This window comes from Nitrospiraceae bacterium (assembly GCA_035623075.1).
In the GTDB taxonomy this organism is placed as follows: domain Bacteria; phylum Nitrospirota; class Nitrospiria; order Nitrospirales; family Nitrospiraceae; genus DASPUC01.
The window spans coordinates 85,607-104,650 of sequence record DASPUC010000049.1; the positions used below are offsets into that span (position 1 = coordinate 85,607).

The 19,044-nt window shown below is 56.8% G+C and carries 12 protein-coding genes; 9 read left to right on the top strand and 3 right to left on the bottom strand.

Annotation, left to right across the window (positions count from 1 at the left end; genetic code table 11):
* Nucleotides 1-75 precede the first annotated feature (75 nt).
* From VEI50_14505 to VEI50_14535, 7 genes are all read left to right on the top strand, one after another.
* Entirely contained in the window at nt 76-3,861 is a 3,786-nt protein-coding gene (locus tag VEI50_14505; protein ID HXX76337.1) for a PAS domain S-box protein, read from the top strand.
* Nucleotides 3,858-4,490, top strand: coding sequence for a response regulator transcription factor (locus VEI50_14510; GenBank protein HXX76338.1), 633 nt, complete (start codon nt 3,858-3,860; stop codon nt 4,488-4,490). Before VEI50_14505 ends, VEI50_14510 begins: the two co-directional genes overlap by 4 nt.
* Before the next feature lie 197 nt (nt 4,491-4,687).
* Nucleotides 4,688-4,867, top strand: coding sequence for a hypothetical protein (locus tag VEI50_14515; GenBank protein ID HXX76339.1), 180 nt, complete (start codon nt 4,688-4,690; stop codon nt 4,865-4,867).
* A gap of 3 nt (nt 4,868-4,870) precedes the next feature.
* Nucleotides 4,871-5,161 (top strand): YqhA family protein, encoded by a 291-nt coding sequence (locus VEI50_14520; protein ID HXX76340.1) that lies wholly within the window; start codon nt 4,871-4,873, stop codon nt 5,159-5,161.
* Nucleotides 5,162-5,456: 295 nt separating this feature from the next.
* On the top strand, nt 5,457-6,581 hold the full coding sequence (locus tag VEI50_14525) for a hypothetical protein (GenBank protein HXX76341.1): 1,125 nt from the start codon (nt 5,457-5,459) through the stop codon (nt 6,579-6,581).
* Between the two features lie 46 nt (nt 6,582-6,627).
* Nucleotides 6,628-8,052 (top strand): patatin-like phospholipase family protein, encoded by a 1,425-nt coding sequence (locus tag VEI50_14530; protein ID HXX76342.1) that lies wholly within the window; start codon nt 6,628-6,630, stop codon nt 8,050-8,052.
* Between the two features lie 59 nt (nt 8,053-8,111).
* Nucleotides 8,112-10,769, top strand: coding sequence for a patatin-like phospholipase family protein (locus VEI50_14535; protein HXX76343.1), 2,658 nt, complete (start codon nt 8,112-8,114; stop codon nt 10,767-10,769).
* 19 nt (nt 10,770-10,788) lie between these two features.
* Here VEI50_14535 and VEI50_14540 read toward each other — a convergent pair whose 3' ends face one another.
* The 3 genes from VEI50_14540 to VEI50_14550 all read right to left on the bottom strand — a co-directional run bounded on the left by VEI50_14540 (nt 10,789) and on the right by VEI50_14550 (nt 16,402).
* Nucleotides 10,789-13,311, bottom strand: a complete 2,523-nt coding sequence (locus VEI50_14540) for an ATP-binding protein (GenBank protein HXX76344.1) — start codon at nt 13,309-13,311, stop codon at nt 10,789-10,791.
* Between the two features lie 3 nt (nt 13,312-13,314).
* A complete protein-coding gene (locus VEI50_14545; protein ID HXX76345.1) occupies nt 13,315-13,644 on the bottom strand; it encodes a DMT family protein in 330 nt (109 codons plus the stop codon).
* An 88-nt stretch (nt 13,645-13,732) separates the two neighbouring features.
* Nucleotides 13,733-16,402, bottom strand: a complete 2,670-nt coding sequence (locus VEI50_14550) for an excinuclease ABC subunit UvrA (protein HXX76346.1) — start codon at nt 16,400-16,402, stop codon at nt 13,733-13,735.
* A gap of 19 nt (nt 16,403-16,421) precedes the next feature.
* Here VEI50_14550 and VEI50_14555 point away from each other — a divergent pair, with 19 nt between their 5' ends.
* Complete coding sequence (locus VEI50_14555) at nt 16,422-17,183, top strand: class I SAM-dependent methyltransferase (protein HXX76347.1); 762 nt, start codon at nt 16,422-16,424, stop codon at nt 17,181-17,183.
* A gap of 82 nt (nt 17,184-17,265) precedes the next feature.
* Complete coding sequence (locus VEI50_14560) at nt 17,266-18,894, top strand: radical SAM protein (GenBank protein ID HXX76348.1); 1,629 nt, start codon at nt 17,266-17,268, stop codon at nt 18,892-18,894.
* Nucleotides 18,895-19,044 lie beyond the last annotated feature (150 nt).

Genomic DNA, 19,044 nt, shown 5'->3' on the forward strand with positions numbered 1-19,044 from the left:
GCTCGGCGGCCTGATCTTGACAAACGTCTCGGTTCCTTTCATCCTGCCGCAACCATTGTTCACACGCGAGTTGACGTGAATCCTTCAACGGCACTTCGTTCGCGTCCCAACCCAATCCCCGCAGCCGTCGGTCTGTTCTCTCTGCTCGTCGGTCTCTTAGTCCTCCTTGGCTGGGCCGTAGACAGCATTTCCTTAAAAAGTCTTGTTCCGGGCTTGATCTCGATGAAGCCCAATGCCGCGCTGGCGTTTGTGCTGATCGGCTGTGCCTTGTGGTTCCTGTCGTCGCAGAAGCGAACGCGAACCGCATTGTGCGTGGCTCAGAGCAGTGCCTTCGTCGTAACGACCATCGGCGGCCTCACGATCGTTGAATATGTACTCGGTTGGAATCCGGGATTCGATCAGTGGCTCTTCCAGGAATCGCTGACAACGAGCGGTCCTTGGTTCCCCGGTCGCATGGGGCTCAATACCGCCCTCTGTTTTTTTCTGTTTGGCACAGCCCTCATTCTCAATAGAACCCAGTCTCATCGAAATTCCCACCTGCGCGAGAGTCTGACCCTCGGCGGGGTCCTGTTCGCATTCATCGCCCTCCTTGGATACCTTTATCAAGAAACGCTTCTCTACGGAATTGGTCAGTATACCGCCATGGCGTTGCATACCTCGCTGACTCTGCTTGCCGTCGGTGTTGGCCTCCTGTTTCTCCACCCCGACCACGGACTCATGGGCGTTATGACGAGCGAACAGGCCGGTGGACAGATGCTCAGGCGCCTCCTGCCTGGAGTGCTCTTCCTGTTACCCGCGATCGGATGGATCCGCCTCGCGGGTGAACGCCAGGGCTTCTATGAGGAAGCGCTGGGTGTTGCTCTTTTCGCCACCTTGGCCACAGTAGCTCTGTTTATCCTTCTCTGGTGGACCGCACGCTCGTTGAACCTCACGGCACAGGCCCATGATCTGGCGCGGCAGGCCAGTGACGAAAGCGACCGGCGTTTCCGCCAACTGGCTGAGTCGATCCGCGAAGTCTTTTGGCTGAGCGATCCGGCGAAGAGCCAGGTTTTGTACATCAGTCCTGGATACGAGGCGATCTGGGGACGCTCCTATGAGAGTTTGTATGCCATCCCCGCATCCTGGGCTGAGGCCATTCACCCTGACGACCGTGAGCGTATCTGGCACGCCGTCATCACCAAACAATCGACCGGCACCTATAACGAGGAATACCGGATCCTCACTCCGGACGAGTCCGTGCGCTGGATTCATGACCGTGCCTTCCCCGTCTTGAATGACCAGGGTCAGATCTACCGTATCGCGGGTATCGCTGAGGATGTGACGGAGAACAAGCGGACTGAAGCAGCACTACGAGAGAGCGAAGAACGATTCGAAAAGGCGTTTCGCTCCAGCCCTCATCCCATCGGGGTCACCGAACTGGAGAGCGGGGTCTGCCTGGACGCGAATGATGCCTGCCTGGCTCTATTCGGGTTCAGCCGTGAGGAAGTCTTGGGAACGAGCACGTTAGACCTGCAGATCTGGCCGAACCCCGAGGATCGCGCACGCTTTGTCCAACTGTTGCGATCGCAGGGAGCCGTCCAGAATCTTGAAGTCACGCTTCGAACGAAGCAGGGCGAGCTTCGCCTGTTCCTCTGTTCGTCGGAATTGATCGACCTGAAAGGAACACCGTGCATTGTCACGGTCGGGAACGACATAACCGACCGTAAGCGGGCCGAAGAAGCCCTCCAGCGAGCTCATGTCGAGTTGGAACAGCGGGTGCGAGAGCGAACCGCACAGTTAGCCGAATTGAATGCGGTGCTGAAAGAACAGTTGATGGAACGCAAACGGGTCGAAAATGCCCTTCGAGAGAGCGATAAGCGGCTGCGCGCCTTCCTCGACCATGCACCGAATCTGGCGTTTGTGAAAGGGACGGACGGTCGATACCTGTATGTGAACCGCCGGTTCGAGGAAGTCTTCCACTTTGAGCGGGGAAGTGTCTTGGGCAAGACGGATGTCGATCTGTTTCCACGGGAGCAGGCTGATCAGTTTCAGTGTAACGATCGCCAGATCCTCGCCTCGGGAGAGGGCAAAGAGTTTGAAGAACTCGCGTGGCATGCCGACGGCCTTCATACAAGCATCGTCGTGAAATTCCCCTTGCGCGACACCTCCGGTCAGATCTCCGCCATCGGGGGGATTGCGACGGACATCACCGATCGGAAACGGGCCGAGGAGGAGCTTGCTGAGCGCGCGCGCCTGTCGAGTTTCGCGGCAGAAATGAGCTCGATGCTCAATCGTGAGATGTCCACAGAGGACATTCTTCGTCACTGCTCGGATACAGTCGTCCATTACCTAGAGGCGGCGCTCGTGCGAATCTGGACGGTGGCGCCCGGCGACCTTTGCGGAACGTGCCTGAAAGCAGACCAGTGCGTTGACCGAAGACAGTGCCTCCATCTCAAAGCCAGTGCCGGCCTGTCCACAAATCTCACCGGCGAGTATCGGCGTGTGCCGCTGGGCGCGCTCAAGATCGGACAGATTGCGCAGGGGATGGGCGTCATGTACACCAACGACGTCCTCGATGATGAACGACTTCCTAACAAAGAGTGGTTGAGGACCAACAATCTCCAATCGTTCGCCGGATTCCCATTGGTCATCGAAGGCGAGGTATTCGGCGTCATGGCCGTATTCTCCAGGGCCCCCTTGTCCGAACTGATGCTCTGGACGCTGGAATCGGCCTGCAACGGTCTTGCGGCAACCATTGCGCGCAAACAGGCAGAGGAGCAGGTCCGAAGGTCCGAATCGTTCCTCTCATCGGTGTTAGATCATCTTCCGAACATGGTGTTCGTGAAGGACACGAAAGATTTGCGATTCGTGCGGTTCAACAAAGCCGGAGAAGAGTTGTTGGGCCGGTCGCGGAACGAGCTGCTCGGAAAAAGCGACTACGATTTCTTCCCGAAGGAGCAGGCCGATTTCTTCACCGACAAGGATCGCACCGTGATCGATAGCCGTCAGTTACTGGACATTCCCGATGAGCCGATCCAAACCAAAGTGAAGGGCCTTCGGCACCTCCACACGAAAAAACTTCCTCTCTACGACGAGAGCGGTCAGCCACAGTACTTGGTCGGCATCTCTGAAGATATCACCGAACGCAAACAAGCAGAAGAGGAACTCCGATCAGCCTATCGTAAATTGCGGGATCTGACGCACCGATTGGAAACCGCCAGGGAAACGGAGCGACAGCGGATTGCCCGAGAGCTGCACGATGAGTTCGGACAGGCCTTGACCGGGATGAAGCTTGATTTGTCCTGGCTGGGCACAAGACTGGCCCGTGTCCTGCCCGCAACGGCGGGTAGACCGCTTGTGAAAAAAACGCAAGGCCTCAAGGCATCCGTGGATGCCTTAATCGATTCCGTCCGCGAAACCGCGACGTCGCTCCGGCCCGGTATGTTGGACGATCTCGGTTTCATCCCGGCTCTGGAGTGGCTCGCCAAGGATTTTTCCAGGAGAACAGGTATTGCGAGCGAGGTCGACATCGGTTCAGAAATTGCCCAGGCGCAGCTGTCGAATGAATCTTCCACGGCGTTGTTTCGATCCGTCCAGGAGCTCTTGACCAACGTGATCCGCCACGCCCAAGCCTCAGCGGTCCAAATCAGGTTGTCCGAAACCGACGATCAGTTGCTGTTGGAACTCACAGACAACGGGACAGGGATCTCCGCGCATCAAATTACACAGTCCGGATCTCTTGGTCTGCGAGGCATGGAGGAACGGGCAGCACTGCTGGGCGGGTTATTCACGATCAGTGGCGCACCGGGAGTCGGGACGACGGCGCGAATTGCCCTCCCCAAAACCTCTCTACTCATATCTCCGGAGGAAAAGGTCCGATGAAGATATTGATCGTCGATGACCACGCTGTCGTGCGCCGAGGAGTGGCACAAATTCTTACCGACGCCTTCCACCGGATTGAGATCGGCGAGGTAGATTCCGGCAAGGGCGCCCTATCCGCTGTGAAGAAAGAACCGTGGGATGTCGTCATTCTGGACCTCAATCTGCCGGACCGAAAGGGGCTGGAGATCCTCCGCGCGCTGAAGACAGACTATCCGCTTCTTCCCGTGATGATCTTGAGCCTCCACCCCGAGGAAGAATATGCACTCCGCGCCCTGCAAGCCGGTGCGTCGGCCTACTTGACGAAGCAGAGTGCTCCGGATGAGTTGGTCGCCGCCGTCAAGCAAGTGCTCAAGGGACGCATGGTCGTGAGCGCGTTCCTTGCTGAACACCTCGCTGACAGCCTTAGTAGGGACCATCCCGCAATCCCTGCCCATCACACGTTGTCCGGTCGAGAGTTCGATGTCCTCAGCAAGCTCGCCCAAGGCCTCTCGATAAAGGAGACCGCCGACCAGCTGAAACTGAGCATGAAAACCGTCAGTACCTATCGAGCGAGGTTGCTCGATAAACTGCATCTCAAAACAACCGCCGATCTCATTCGGTATGCGCTCGACCACCATCTAATTCGATAGGGTCGCCCGTTTCTTTTTCTAGTCTCTATCGATAAATTTCTTCTCGCTCGGAGAGCGACGACTGACCGCAATCCTGAACTCGACGAGTCGATTTCCTAGAGGTCCGTCTTGCCTCCGTGTGCCATTCGAAATCGTATCGATGCGCGCAACACAACCTCATTGACAGCCTCGTGTTTGCTCTCTAGGATACGACTTCGGTGAGCAAGCTAACACAGGCCGGTCTTCCAGCCACTCAGCGTTCTCTGTCCCCATCAACGAGGGTCGAAAACCTTTTCGAAAACATCGTGTTCGCCAGCCGGTGGATCCAGGCTCCGCTCTACGGAGGCTTGATCATCGCGGAGCTCTTGTATGCCTATAAATTCCTCGCTGAATTGTGAGAGATGATCGTTCATATCCGGGAACCCCATGAGACAGTATCCATGCTGAGAGTGTTGGGGTTGATCGACGTCACACTGGTGGCCAACCTTCTGACCATGGTGGTGATCGGCGGCTACGCGACCTTCGTCAGCAGATTGAATCTGGACGGCCACCCAGACCGGCCGGATTGGTTAAGCCATATCGACCCTGGAACGATCAAGGTGAAACTCGCCGCATTGCTCATTGGCATCTCAAGCATTCACCTCCTGAAGGCGTTTGTCGATATCGCCAATGAAAATCCCAAGCACATTTAATGGAAAATCTTCATCCACATGACTTTTCTCGGGTCTGCTATTCTCCTGGCCTGGACCGATAAGATCATGCAGAAGGACAAGAAACACTCAGTGGGGAATCAGAATCAATACAGCATGTATCTTTTTTGATCATCCGATCTCAATTTGTTTCCTGCTGAATCCAAGTTTGCCCAATTTCCACTATTCGTTTACGGAATTATTGTCGGCATGCCCGTTGCTTTCACATTCCATGCTGCGGGCATATGCGGTAGGGAGTTCGCTAAAAGTCTCTCTCAGCCGATTAAAGAGGTGATTGATGCATTGCTCAGCTCCCTTATCCCGATCCGCTCTCGCAACACTCATCTTTTTGGCCGGTTGCGCCTCTCCCATTCTGCAGCTGAGCGAACAATCCGGATTCTATGAGAAGGTCAAGGGGAACACCGAGCTTGCAAAACAGTTCCTACGCTGCAGCCGGCAGGGCTATCAGGACCAAACAGCCGAAAGTGTGTCTGCCACTCCTTCAGTAGCCGTTAGTGGGCAAGCTCCGTCCGCAGCACCTGCCCTGCCCGCGGTCGAAGCAGCAGTGGCCGATAGTCCCCAGCTGAAGGCCGATGAGGACATCAGCGCGCTACTGGACTTGATCCGTGACATGAATGATCCGGCGGAACGGAAAGTTGACATAGGCCGTCTCATTCGCATTGCCGAAATGGGGAAACGCCTCCATGCTCGATTCCGGATCGACGAAGACCGACTGGCTCAAGACAATTCCCTCTTCGCCCAACTCCTCCTCGCCTATAACAAGGCGTATTTCGGAGACATTCAATTCCGCACTCAGCCCACCCAGACAGGATCCGGAATCCAAGGAGTGTTCAAGGTGGTCTCAGCTGGGTTCGTCGACTGCAACGGTAACGCATTCACTTTCCCCGGGCTTTCTTCAGAGATCACCGTCTCTATGGATCCAGTGAAGCAGGAGCCAACCGTTCGCTTCCACGCAAGTTCGGTCGACTCACGACGCGTGGCATCTGACCTGGTGCGGATCTTTTTGGAAGCCCTCATGGACGCCGCCTTCCGAGTCCCGGCGACCCAGGAAGCCACCGCACTCAAAGTTAAATGGAGCCGCGATGAACGCCCCTACCCACGTATTGACCCAGACCATCCACCCATTTCATACGATCAATTTGCGCGCGTGGCGCGTGACGCGATGCTCGCCGAAGCAATTGTCACATCGGCCGTCGGCAAGGCGGTCCGTGGGGCCGGGGTGTTCGGGACCAACAACGAGACATTGGCCGCCGCCGTGGAAACAGCGGGTGGCGTGCTTGCCAAAAAATTAGCCGAACACGAAGCTTTCTGCTATTTCCGAGTCACAAAGGGAAAGCCACAAGTCATGGATCATACTGACACCAGGACCGAGGCACCTGCGGGTCCCGCCGCGACGCGGTGACACCAAGCATGGACTGATCATCACCCATCAGAGGAGACCAACCACCATGAACGTCCTGTTCGCTCTGGGACTAACGCTCACGCTGACACTCACCGGCTGTTTTGCGAAAATTCACCAGCTTCCGGCGCATCCCACCACCACAACTCCCGTCTTCGCACCGTTGGCCGATCAGGAAACCCTCCTCGGATTGGCCGTCTCAGGCGGAGGCAGCCGAGCCGCGACGTTCGCCGCCGGTGCACTGGAAGCCCTGGCTGAGATCCGCGTCGCGCGCGATGGAAAGGAACGCAGCGCCTTGGAACTGGTGACCCACATGTCGAGCGTCTCCGGCGGCAGTCTGGCCACGGCCTATTTTGCCGTGAAGAAACCCGCCAAGTCCGAAGCTGTGTTGGCAAACGAAGGATTGTCTCCCATCTATCGGCAATTCTTTACGTCGTTTAAAGAGGACATGCAGCAGAATTTTCAGTTCCAGGCGCTGGTGCGGCAGTTGGTAAATTTTCGCGTGGCGAATCCCACCAAGTTCGCCTATTCCTTCGCCGATGTATGGGAGTCGAGATTTTTCGGCGGAGTGACCTTCGCCGGACTGTACGAGCGGGAACGCCGGGGCGATGCACCGCAAATCATCTTGAACGGAACGATCTACAATACCGGGCGGCGGTTGGTGATGACGACGTTGCCTCCCTCGGATTTCGCCTATGATTTCACGCAAGAACTGCGCGCCAAACTGGTGGAAAAAGGACAGCAGTTCACCCCGGAAGGAAAGGCCAGTTTCGATAAGAGTGTCGAGCGAGCCAAGAACCAGTTCCTGCCGCAGACCTTCGAAGATGTCCAGATGGACCATCAAAGCCTTCCCATCTCGCTCGCTGTCGTGACATCCGCCTCCTTTCCTCCGGTGGTCGGGCCTGTCACCTATCAGGTAACCGGAGCTACGACCTATACCCACGTCGGTGATGGTGGACTCTATGACAACCTCGGCACCGAATCATTGACGACCTTGTTCCTCAATAAACTCCGCCCGCAACACCCCGCCGCCAAACGGGGGTTGATCCTGGTCATCGACGCTTCCTTTCAGTTTGACGAGGGCGACGCAGACCTCAACAACAACGAAAAGGGGTTTGAAGTCTTCGCCGACGATCCTTTGCGCATCGTGGGGATCATGGAGGAACGGGCGAATGCCTATCAGGCGATGCTGTGGCACAGTCTGCGGACCGAGAGTACGCTGCTCCCGGACTACGACCATTTGAAACTCATCATCCTTCGACATACAGAGGCCGAATGGACGAAGGATGATCCGATTCCGGATGGCTGTCCGAAAACCCTCACACCCGACGAGATCAAGCGGACCGTCAGACAGGTGCCGACCCTGTTCAAGATCGAGAACCAATGTCATGCGGCGTTGCTCATCGCTTCGGCCAGGAAAGTGGTGGCCAAGCAGCGGCAACGGATCGTGAATTTTCTCCAGCAGTCCTCGTAGTTCATCGCTGAATTACCGTTCGACGCAGTGACTCCGAGTAGTTCCGATGGAGGGCGCTCATGAGAAACACATCGTCTGATCATGGCCCATTTCACTTAAGCCGGGTGTTGGCGGACGAATGTACGGCGCTGCACGGCGCTCAGATCACTTTTCCTGAGACGGCATCAGAATCCGAACGACTTGCAAAGGCCTACACATCCATCCATCAACACGCACCAACACGCTCCGCGCTCTGCTTCTCCGGCGGCGGCATCCGCAGCGCGACGTTCGGGCTGGGCGTGCTCCAAGGGCTGGCACGCTTCAATCTGCTCGGCCAATTCGATTATCAATCCACTGTGTCAGGCGGCGGCTATATTGGAAGCTGGTTGGCAGCCTGGATTCGTCGGGAGGCCGGCGGCGTCAACGCGGTCTCTGCACAGTTGGGAGGGATACGGCAGAATGCTTCGTCGCCTGAGCCGGGGCCCGTATGTTGGTTGCGCAACTACAGCAATTACCTCAGCCCACGATTGGGGCTCATGTCGGCCGATTCCTGGACCCTCGTAGGAACATACCTCAGGAATCTCATTCTTAACTGGCTGGTCCTGGTTCCATTCCTCCTCGCATTCCTGGCTCTTCCGACCTTCTACCGGGCCACACTCGGTGCCCATGCGTCACCGCATCTCATGCTCACGTTCGTCACCTTGGGCAACCTGCTGCTGCTTCTAAGCCTGGTCTATCTGCACCTGTGCCGCCCAAGCCTAGGGAAGTTATGGCCTCGCAAGAACAAGAAATGGGGATGGATTGAAACGCAACGGGCATTTTTATCGATTTCTCTCGTGCCGCTCCTGGTCTCGGTGAGCCTGCTGACGATCTCCTGGGAATGGTATCGCCGGTCCGGACACAACCTTGACGATCTCACAGCCTTCGGACTTTCGAGTCTTTTTACGCTGGCGCTCGGGGCCGCGACGATGCACGTTGCTGCCTGGCTCATCGCGGGAGCGGCGCTTCGTCGACCCTTGCTGAACGGATGGCGCTCGCTTGAACTCCTCGCGATCATGCTGAGTGGCTTGATAGGGGGAGGGTTGCTCTGGGTTGCGCTGGCGAAGCTCACGCCGCTTGCCCCCGGTTCGAGTTATGCGGATTGGTTTGCCGTGGCCGCTGTTCCGACCTTCCTCTCTCTCTTTCTCTTAGCAGCCACCCTCTTTATCGGACTCGCGAGCCGATTCACCGGCGACGACGATCGTGAATGGTGGGCTCGCTCTGGGGCCTGGGTCTTGATCGGCAGTGTCTGCTGGATGGGTGCGACCGGCATCGTTCTGTTCGGCCCATGGGTACTGGATCAACTTCCTGGATGGATTCAATCGGCTGGGGGACTCGCGGGACTCTTCACTCTCCTGTTCGGTTTCAGCGCGAAGACCGACGCAAACCCTGCTTCTGAACAGTCGGTGTGGTGGAAGCGACTCGGGACGAAATGCTACCTCCTCTTATTGGCGCCCTTCACGGTCGCCTTGATCCTGGCAGCGCTGGCGCGAGTAAACGTCGCGATCATTCACGACGCGTCGTGGTTCGAGGTCGGCGAATTTATCGTCGGAATGGCGCTCTTCAGTGTGCTGATGTCGTTCTTCATCAACATCAATAAATTTTCACTCCATTCGATGTATCGCAACCGGCTCATTCGGGCCTACTTAGGCGCTTCTCGTGGGGACCAACGAACTCCCAACCCGTTTACGGGGTTCGATTCCAACGACAATCTTGAGATGAGCGAGCTGGTGTCGAGGGGTGGCCCGGTTCAAAAGCCGATGCCCGTCATCAACATCGCGCTGAATCTCGTACACACAGACAAGCTCTCTTGGCAACACCGGAAGGCGGAGTCGTTCACGGTCAGCCCGCTGCATTGCGGCAGTTCCGCGATTGAACCCGGATATCGCCGATCGTCGGAGTATGGAAGGAATCCCGCCGTCAATCAGGCCATCACGATGGGAACCGCGCTGGCGGTTTCTGGAGCGGCGGCCAGCCCGAACATGGGGTATCATTCGTCGCCTGCTGTCACCTTTCTGCTCACTCTGTTCAACGTCAGGCTGGGGTGGTGGCTGGGAAATTCCGGTGAAGCCGGTAACCAGACGTACGATCGTTCATGCCCTGAATTCGCGGTGGGACCGTTGCTCGCGGAAGCGTTTGGATTAACGGATGACCAGAAGCGGTACGTGTATTTGTCCGACGGAGGACATTTTGAAAACTTGGGGCTTTACGAGATGGTGCTGCGTCGGTGTCACTGTATTCTCGTCAGCGACGCCGGGTGCGATGAGAAAATGGAATTTCAAGACCTCGGCAACGCCATCCGGAAAATCCGGATCGATCTCGGGATCGATATCACGATCAAGCTGAATCGGCTGAAGCCGCTTAAACAGAACGGACGGTGCAGCGGCCACTACGCCGTTGGAACCATCCACTACACTCGCGTGGACCACGATAGTTCAGACGGAACATTGATCTACCTGAAACCCTCGCTGACCGATAATGAGCCGGTCGATGTGCTGGAATATGCCGCCCATCATAGCCAATTCCCGCACGAACCGACTTCAGACCAGTTTTTCGACGAGTCACAGTTCGAATCGTACCGGCGACTCGGTGAGCATATTGTCGAGGAAGTCTTTTCATCGGCTCTGAAGTCCCGACCCCACAGGCTCCACCAGATGTTCGAAGAACTCCACAGCCACAGCGGACCGACGGGCGCATAACGATCGGGCCGGAAGGTACTCACACCCACGCAGGTGTTGTTGTACCCTTCGTGTCACGCCAATACGGTGTCCACGCTAGGGCCACGAGCTTCACAGTAATGTTTGACTTGATGGGTTTGAGCGAGATCGTCTCGAGCTTCTCATTCAACGGATCGGTCGCGACAGACAGTGCATCCGCTTCTGATTTGAACTGGACTTCCAAATCGGCGAGCTGGCGTTGCAACGCCGCTACGTTTTCCTGAGCCTGCCCAACCTCTTGCGATTCTTTGATCGCGCGGCCCGCTCCCCGAATCGCCGTCGTCGCCTTGCCGATATTCGTGGCGCTGATCGCCTTCCGGCCGAGGAACGCCCCGAGGATTGTGGCACCGACCGAGATCGCCGCTTGCACCTGACTCGATCGCGACTCGGCCTGCTGCCGCTCGACCATCTGTTCGGCGCGTCTGATGCGATCCTGGAGCGCTGCAATTTTCGGTGCATACTTCCGGCGCAGGCTTTCCGATTGCTTGTCCCGTTGCTCACGACCGGATTGCTGTAACCGCACGCGGAAGTCCCGTTCAGGTTCGCCGGGCTTCGAGACTTCTTTCGTGCTCGGGCTCTTAAGCAATTCGGCTTTTTGGGTTCGAAACAGCCACCCGGAAAAATCCCTGTTCCAGGTCTCGTAATTCTTGGCTTTGCTCGCAGCGGCAGGCACAGCCCCGAACTGTGCGCCGTCCATGGGCGACGATTCCAGATCAGCCACCGCAATACTGGTTCCAATGGAATGGTCCCAATCAACCGCGACCGGGCCATCCGTGATGGGCGCGAGAATCGTGACGTCCTCAGTAACATCTATCCCAGCTTTGCTGTCCGATACCCGCACCTGCGATACCCCCAGCAACATCGGCTGATAGATCAGGGTGCTCCCGCCTGGCTGACTGCCACGAACCGGCACGAACTCCTGCGGAACATCCGGTGGCAGCACTGGGCGTGAGGAGTGAGGCGTAAGGCGTGATGCGGTCGGAGTGGAAGATGCTGTCTCAGACGCTTCACGTTTCACGCTTAACGCTTCATGTCTGATTGAGTCCATCAGCGTCTTGATCTGAGACCGCGTCAGCGGCCCGCTGAGATACGACAGCGTCCATCGCGTCTGAAAAAGTTCCGGTGCATCTTCGTGGACATTGTTCAGCAGAAAGACTCGGTTGCCCAGTCCGGCTAAAACCTGCTCCATCCCCCGCTTGTCGAACTTCTTTCCCGAACTCGCCGCGGCTCCTTCCAATCCTTCAAGCACTCGAGCTTTGTCCCGCTCGGTCTGCAATCGCCCTATGAACCACGTTCCGGTGTTGGCCAATCCTTTATAATCCAGATCGACCGGGTTCTGTGTCGCCAACACGATGCCGAGCCCGAATGCCCGCGCTTGTTTCAGCAACGTGAGTAACGGCTGTTTCGACGGCGGATTCGCGACCGGCGGGAAGTAGCCGAAGATCTCGTCCATGTAGAGAATCGCGCGCAAGCTTGTTGTGCCTGACTGCGCGCGCATCCAGCCGAGGGCCTGGCTCAAGAGCATCGTCACAAAAAACATCCGTTCTGCGTCGTTCAAATGCGCGATCGAGAAAATCGCCAATCGCGGCTTCCCTCCCGGAGAATGCAGCATCTGTCCAACGTCGAGCGCCTCGCCCTCAAGCCAGGCCTGAAAGCCCGGCGCCGCCAGTAAATTGTTTAATTGCATGGCCAACGCAAAGCGGTCTTTTGATGGGTAAAACGAGTCGAGATCGAGCACGCCGACCTTCTTGATGGGCGGAGACTGAATCTGTTGAATCAGCGTCGCGAGATCCAGATCCTGCCCTGTCCTCCATGTGCGGTCGAGGATGGTCGAGAGAAGAATGTGCTCGCGACTCTTAATGGGATCGGCATCGATGCCGATGAGACCTAACAGACTCGTAACTGTCGTGCTGATCCGTTCACGCAGCATCTCGGCATCATCCAGAATTTCGTGGGACGGCGCGGCAAACGACTTGAGGATGGACACCGGAATACCGGCGCTGCTGCCTGGTGTATACACGACCACATCGGCAGCGTCGCGCAGCTTCTGAATCCGCTCGCCGCTCTGTCCCCAATCCTCCAAGCCTTTCTTCCACAGTTCAGCCTGCCTCTTGGCGTATTCAGCTGGAGTCAATCCCTTCTTGCGTGCATCGTCCTCGTTCACCCAGGGGGCAAAGTCTTCACCGCGCAATTGCGGGAAGGTCAACAACAAGTCTGCAAGATCGCCCTTGGGATCAATGATCAAGGCAGGAATGCCGTCGATGGCCGCTTCTTCCAGCAATCCGATACAGAGGCCGGTCTTTCCGCTCCCGGTCATTCCTACACAGACCGCGTGAGTGACCAGATCCTTCGAGTCGTAGAGCAGCCAGCCTGGTTTCGTCCGCTTCACAGCCAGATCATAAGGACGGCCGAGATAGAAGACGCCGAGCTTTTCGAAGTCCTCGGCTGATCCACTACCCGACGGAGCCGCGACCGTCTTTGGGAGTGCCTTCGTGCGCACCGACTCTGGTTTCTTCGTGGCCATGGATTACCACTCCTTAAAGATCAGAAACACGGCTCCGACCATCAAGCCAAAGCCGGCCAGATAATTCCACTTGAGCGGCTCTTTGAGATACAGGACCGAGAAGGCGCAAAACACGATGAGGGTAATCACTTCCTGAATGGTTTTCAATTGGGCTGCCGTAAATTCATAATGCCCGATCCGATTCGCCGGTACTTGGAAGCAATACTCGACGGAGGCGATCAACCAGCTCACCACAATCGCCTGCCACAACGGCACATCCTTGTACTTGAGATGGCCATACCACGCGACAGTCATGAAGATGTTCGAAATAGTCAGCAAGGCAATCGTATGCATGGGCCTCCTATGAAAAGCGTGTGTGGCTAGTGGCGTGTGGTACGAACTCCGACTCTCTGGAATCGATTCTACTGTGAGCCATCAGCTCCTACGCGACTCCAGCTTCTCTCAATACCTGTCCCGTATACGATCGTTTGGACTTTGCAATCTCTTTCGGGGGGCCTTCGGCCACAATTTCCCCACCTCGGTCGCCGCCTTCCGGTCCGAGATCAAGGATCCAATCGGCATTCTTGATCACGTCAAGATTGTGCTCAATCACGAGCACGGTATTGCCGGCGTCCACGAGGCGGTCCAGGACGTCCAACAAGCGCTGCACGTCTGCGAAATGTAAACCGGTGGTCGGTTCGTCGAAGATGTAGAGAGTCCTGCCGGTGGGCCGTTTCGAGAGTTCGCGCGAGAGCTTGACCCGTTGCGCTTCACCGCCCGACAGCGTGGTCGCCGATTGGCCGAGTTTTACATAATGCAGGCCGACGTCGTGCAGCGTTTCGAGCTTCCGCTTGATGTAGGGAATGTGCTCGAAAAATTCCAGTGCCTCATCGACCGTCAAGTTCAGCACATCGGCAATGCTTTTGCCTTTGTGATGAATCTCTAGGGTCTCGCGGTTGTATCGCTGTCCTTTGCAGACTTCGCAGGTGACATAGACATCCGGCAGGAAATGCATCTCAATCTTGATGAGGCCGTCGCCCTGGCAGGCTTCGCAGCGGCCGCCCTTCACATTGAAACTGTAGCGGCCGGGCTTGTACCCCCGCACGCGCGACTCCGGCAGATTTGAATAGAGATCCCGAATGAAACTGAACAGACCCGTATAGGTTGCCGGGTTGGAACGGGGCGTCCGGCCGATCGGCGATTGATCGATATCGATCACCTTGTCGAGCGCCTCAACACCGAGCAACTCTTTGCAACCATCCAACACCGCCGCTCTCCTATGTGCGCTCTTTGTCTTTCCCTCGTTAAGCGTGATGCGCGAGGCGTGACGAGAGGTAGGCTGAGAGCTGACAGCTGACTGCTGTCTGCCCAGCAGCTGCGAGAGTGAGTGGAACAGCACTTCGAGCACCAGCGTACTTTTGCCCGAACCGGACACGCCGGTCACACAGGTGAAAAGTCCCAGCGGAATCTTGGCTGTGATGCCCTTCAGGTTGTGCTTCTTGGCCCCAACGATCGACAACATCCCCTTCGGCTTGCGCTGTCGACGAGGCAGGCTGACCATCTGGACGCCTCTGAGATATTGGCCGGTCAAGGAATTGTCGTTCGCCATCACCTCTTTCGGCGTCCCCTGTGCAATGACCTGTCCTCCGTGCGATCCCGCACCGGGCCCCATGTCCAACAAATGATCCGCCACCACCATCGTCTCCGCATCATGCTCGACCACAACCACCGTATTGCCGAGGTCGCGAAGCCGCAGAAGAGTTTGCAGCAGGCGTCGGTTGTCCCGTTGATGCAGACCGATCGACGGTTCATCGAGAATGTAGAGCACCCCGACCAGACCGGACCCGATCTGGGTCGCGAGCCGGATACGCTGGCCTTCACCGCCGGACAAGGTGGCCGCAGCACGATCCAAGGTCAGGTAGTCGAGACCAACATTGACCAGAAAGCCGAGCCGCTCGCGAATTTCCTTGAGGATTCGATGCGCGATGACCAACTCGCGATCGGTGAGCTTGAGCGAGAGAAAAAAATCTGCGGCGGCGCGAACCGAGAGTTGCGTGACTTCCGCAATCGACTGTTTCGCGAGTTTGACCGACAGACTTTCCGGCCTGAGCCTCGCACCCTTGCAGACCTCACATGGCTCCAGCAACGTAAAATCTTCTTCCTCCTGGCATCCAGGCGTCATGACATAACCGATCCCGTCGCAGGCCGGGCAAGCACCGTGCGGACTGTTGAAGGAGAACACGCGGGGCGTGATCTCCGGATAGCTGACACCGCACTTGATGCAGGCGAGTTTTTCGCTGTAGAGGGACACCCTCCCGTCTTCCCTCAAGACACCGACCAACCCTCCCGCCAATTTCAGCGAGGTTTCCACGGAATCGGCCAACCGACGCATGAGGGCATCGCCGGCTTTCATGACCAATCGGTCAACCACGATTTCGATCGTATGTTTCTTCTGTTTATCAAGGGCGATCTCATCACCCAGATCGACCAACTGACCATCGACTCTGGCTCGCACATAGCCGGCCCGGCGCATGTCCAGGAGTTCTTTCCGATATTCGCCCTTCCGCCCACGCACGATCGGAGCGAGCACTTGAAACTTGCTCCCCTCCGGTAGGGCACTGATCGCATCGACCATCTGTTGGACGGTTTGCGCAGTGATTTCCTCGCCGCACTGGAAACAATATGGGCGACCAACCCGCGCAAAGAGAAGCCGAAGGTAGTCGTAAATCTCCGTCACGGTACCGACCGTGGAACGGGGATTGTGGCTGGTGCTTTTCTGCTCGATCGAGATCGCGGGGGAAAGCCCTTCAATCGAATCGACGTCGGGTTTCCCCATCTGCTCGAGAAATTGACGCGCGTAGGCCGACAGAGACTCGACGTACCGACGTTGCCCTTCGGCATAGATGGTGTCGAACGCAAGCGAAGATTTACCCGAACCGCTCAGGCCGGTGATGACAACGAGCTTGTCGCGTGGAATCGTCACGTCGATATTCTTGAGGTTGTGCTCGCGGGCGCCTTTGATAATGATCGAGCCGGACATAAGAAGCGGATTATACCATCCGGTCTCATCGCCTTGACAAAGGCGGAAACTGGGTGTTACCACGACTGCCATGCTCTCTGTGGAGGAGTCCGTGACGCAGGAACAGCGTCAGCCGTTGGCGCCCGCCCGCACGATCTCGACTTGGACCGGATCGGCACGTGAACAGGCCGTGCAACGGATGTTCACCGCCATTGCGCGAGTCTACGACCTGAACAACACACTCCTCAGCTTCGGACTCCACCACCGATGGAAAAAAATCACAGCGTCGTATGTACCGATTGCCACGGCTGGACGGGCCCTCGACGTCGGATCCGGCACGGCGGATCTCGCGTTTTTGGTTGAACCTCGGATGGGCAAGGAGGGATTGGTCATCGCCTCCGATTTGAACCATGCCATGCTCGTGGAAGGATTGAAAAAAATCGCCGCGCGCAAACTAACGAAGCGGATTACCTGTCTCGAGGCGAATGCAGAACAGTTGGGGTTTCCCGACCAGACGTTCGATGTCGTAACGACGGGCTTCTGCATGCGAAATGTCGGAAACCTGATGCAGGCATTCACCGAGATCCGACGAGTCTTGAAGCCGGGCGGCCGGTTCGTCTGTCTGGAATTTTCCCAACCGGTCCGGAAATGGCTGCTCAATCTCTATGACTGGTACTCTTTCCGACTCTTGCCCTGGATCGGCACGAAAGTCGCGCATGACACAACTGGAGTCTATGAATACTTGCCGGCATCGATTCGAACTTTTCCAGATCAGGAGCGACTGTGCCAGCTTCTTCGGGAGGCCGGCTTCCAGCAAGTCGAATATCGCAATTTGACCGGCGGGATCGTGGCGATTCATGTGGCAGTGAAGTAGGTGAGAGGCATGGGGCTAGAGGCAATAGGCAAGATATTCTGCGTCTCACCTCTAGCCCCTTGCCCCTAGCCTCAAGCCAACGATGAATTCTATTCTATATATTTTCCTCCCCTGCAAGAAGGTCTACCCGATCGGGGTAACCTATCTGGCCGACTTCGTCCACCGGCGCAAGCCGGAGGTCCGTCAGCGCATCGTTGATCTTTCGTTGTTCCATGACTCGCAACGATTGCAGGCGGTTCGCGATGCGGCCGCTCAATTCAAGCCGGATCTCGTCTGTTTCTCTTGGCGAGACATTCAGATTTTCTCGCCTCACGAGGGGGACTCATCCCTAGAGCACGCCTTCAACTTTTACTTCGCCAGCAACCCGCTCAAACGTGTCGTCGCATCGTTCGAGGGATTGAAACAACTGTATCGCTACTACAGCCACATTCGAGCCAATCTCTCTTACCCCTGGTTGATCGCGAAGGAATTTCCGAAGGCACAGATCATGATCGGCGGTGGAGCCTTCACGGCCTTTGCCGACCAGTTGATTGAAAAGCTCCCGGAAGGCACCATCGGCATTCTCGGCGAGGGCGAGGATGCGATCCTCAAGGTTCTCGATGGCCAATCGTTGGATGGCGAGCGTTATATCGTGCGCGAGGGCAAAACAATTCGCAAAGGGCAACAGGCTGCCCCCGCGCTTCTGGATGCCCTCACTGTTGACCTTCCATACCTGACGTCGATTTTCCCCCAATACCGTCACTACACGGACGAATCGATCGGGGTGCAAACCAAACGCGGCTGCCCCTACGACTGTGCCTTCTGCCTCTATCCCTATATCGAAGGAAAACGGGTACGGTACCGCCCGCCCGCGATGGTCGTGAAAGATATTTCCCAACACTACCATCAGTGGGGTGCTCGTCGCTTTTGGTTCACCGACGCGCAGTTCATCACAGGGAAAGAATCGTATCCGCAGTGCACGGAAATCCTGGAGCGGATTCTCGCCGAAAAGCTGGAGATCGAATGGTCCGGCTACATCCGCACGTCGTTGATTACTCCGGAGCTGGCGAAGCTCATGGTTCGGTCCGGTGTCGGTGATTTGGAAGTCGCGATCACGTCGGGATCTCAAGAAGTACTGAACAATCTGCACATGGGTTTCAAACTTGAGCGACTGTACGACGGCTGCCGCTACCTCGCTGAAGCGGGGTTCAAGGGAAAAGTGATCCTGAACTATTCGCTGAACTCGCCGAAAGAAACCGAGGACAGCCTGCTGCAAAGCGTCGAAGCTTATAAAACCGTGGCGTCGATCCTCGGTGAAGACCGGGTGTTTCCCTTGATGTTCTTCCTCGGCATCCAACCCAATACGGATCTCGAACACCGGTTGTTGGAGGAAGGCTATCTATCGGCCGGGTATAATCCCTTGATGCTCACCCCAAACAGCATTCGAAAGCTTCTCTACAATCCGGCTCCGCTCAACAAGATCATCGCCAAGGCCTGTCTGTTGGCCTGGGAACGGAAGCGAGGCAGCCGGGACCCGCGCGCCTGGTCCGGTTCCTTGTCACAGACAGCTGAAAGGTCCACGAACTACGCCGATGAAAGTTTGCTGAAAGGCATCGATGGAAACTCCGGACGCGACGCGCTTCTGTCCCTCGAAGAAATTATCCGGTCGCGTAAATCTTCATCTCCATCAATGGCTTCACGAGAAAATCCTGCCGCGAGTTCCGCCCGTTAGTGCTCGACCGGTCGACCTCTATTATCCTTGCATTACATCGGAAGCGAGTGCTATGATCGGCCCTCTTTTGAGGCGGGGGAGTGGTGTCAACCGTTTGGATTGCTTGATGAATCTCACAATCGACGCCAGCCACGAGAGCGCCTGGAGGAG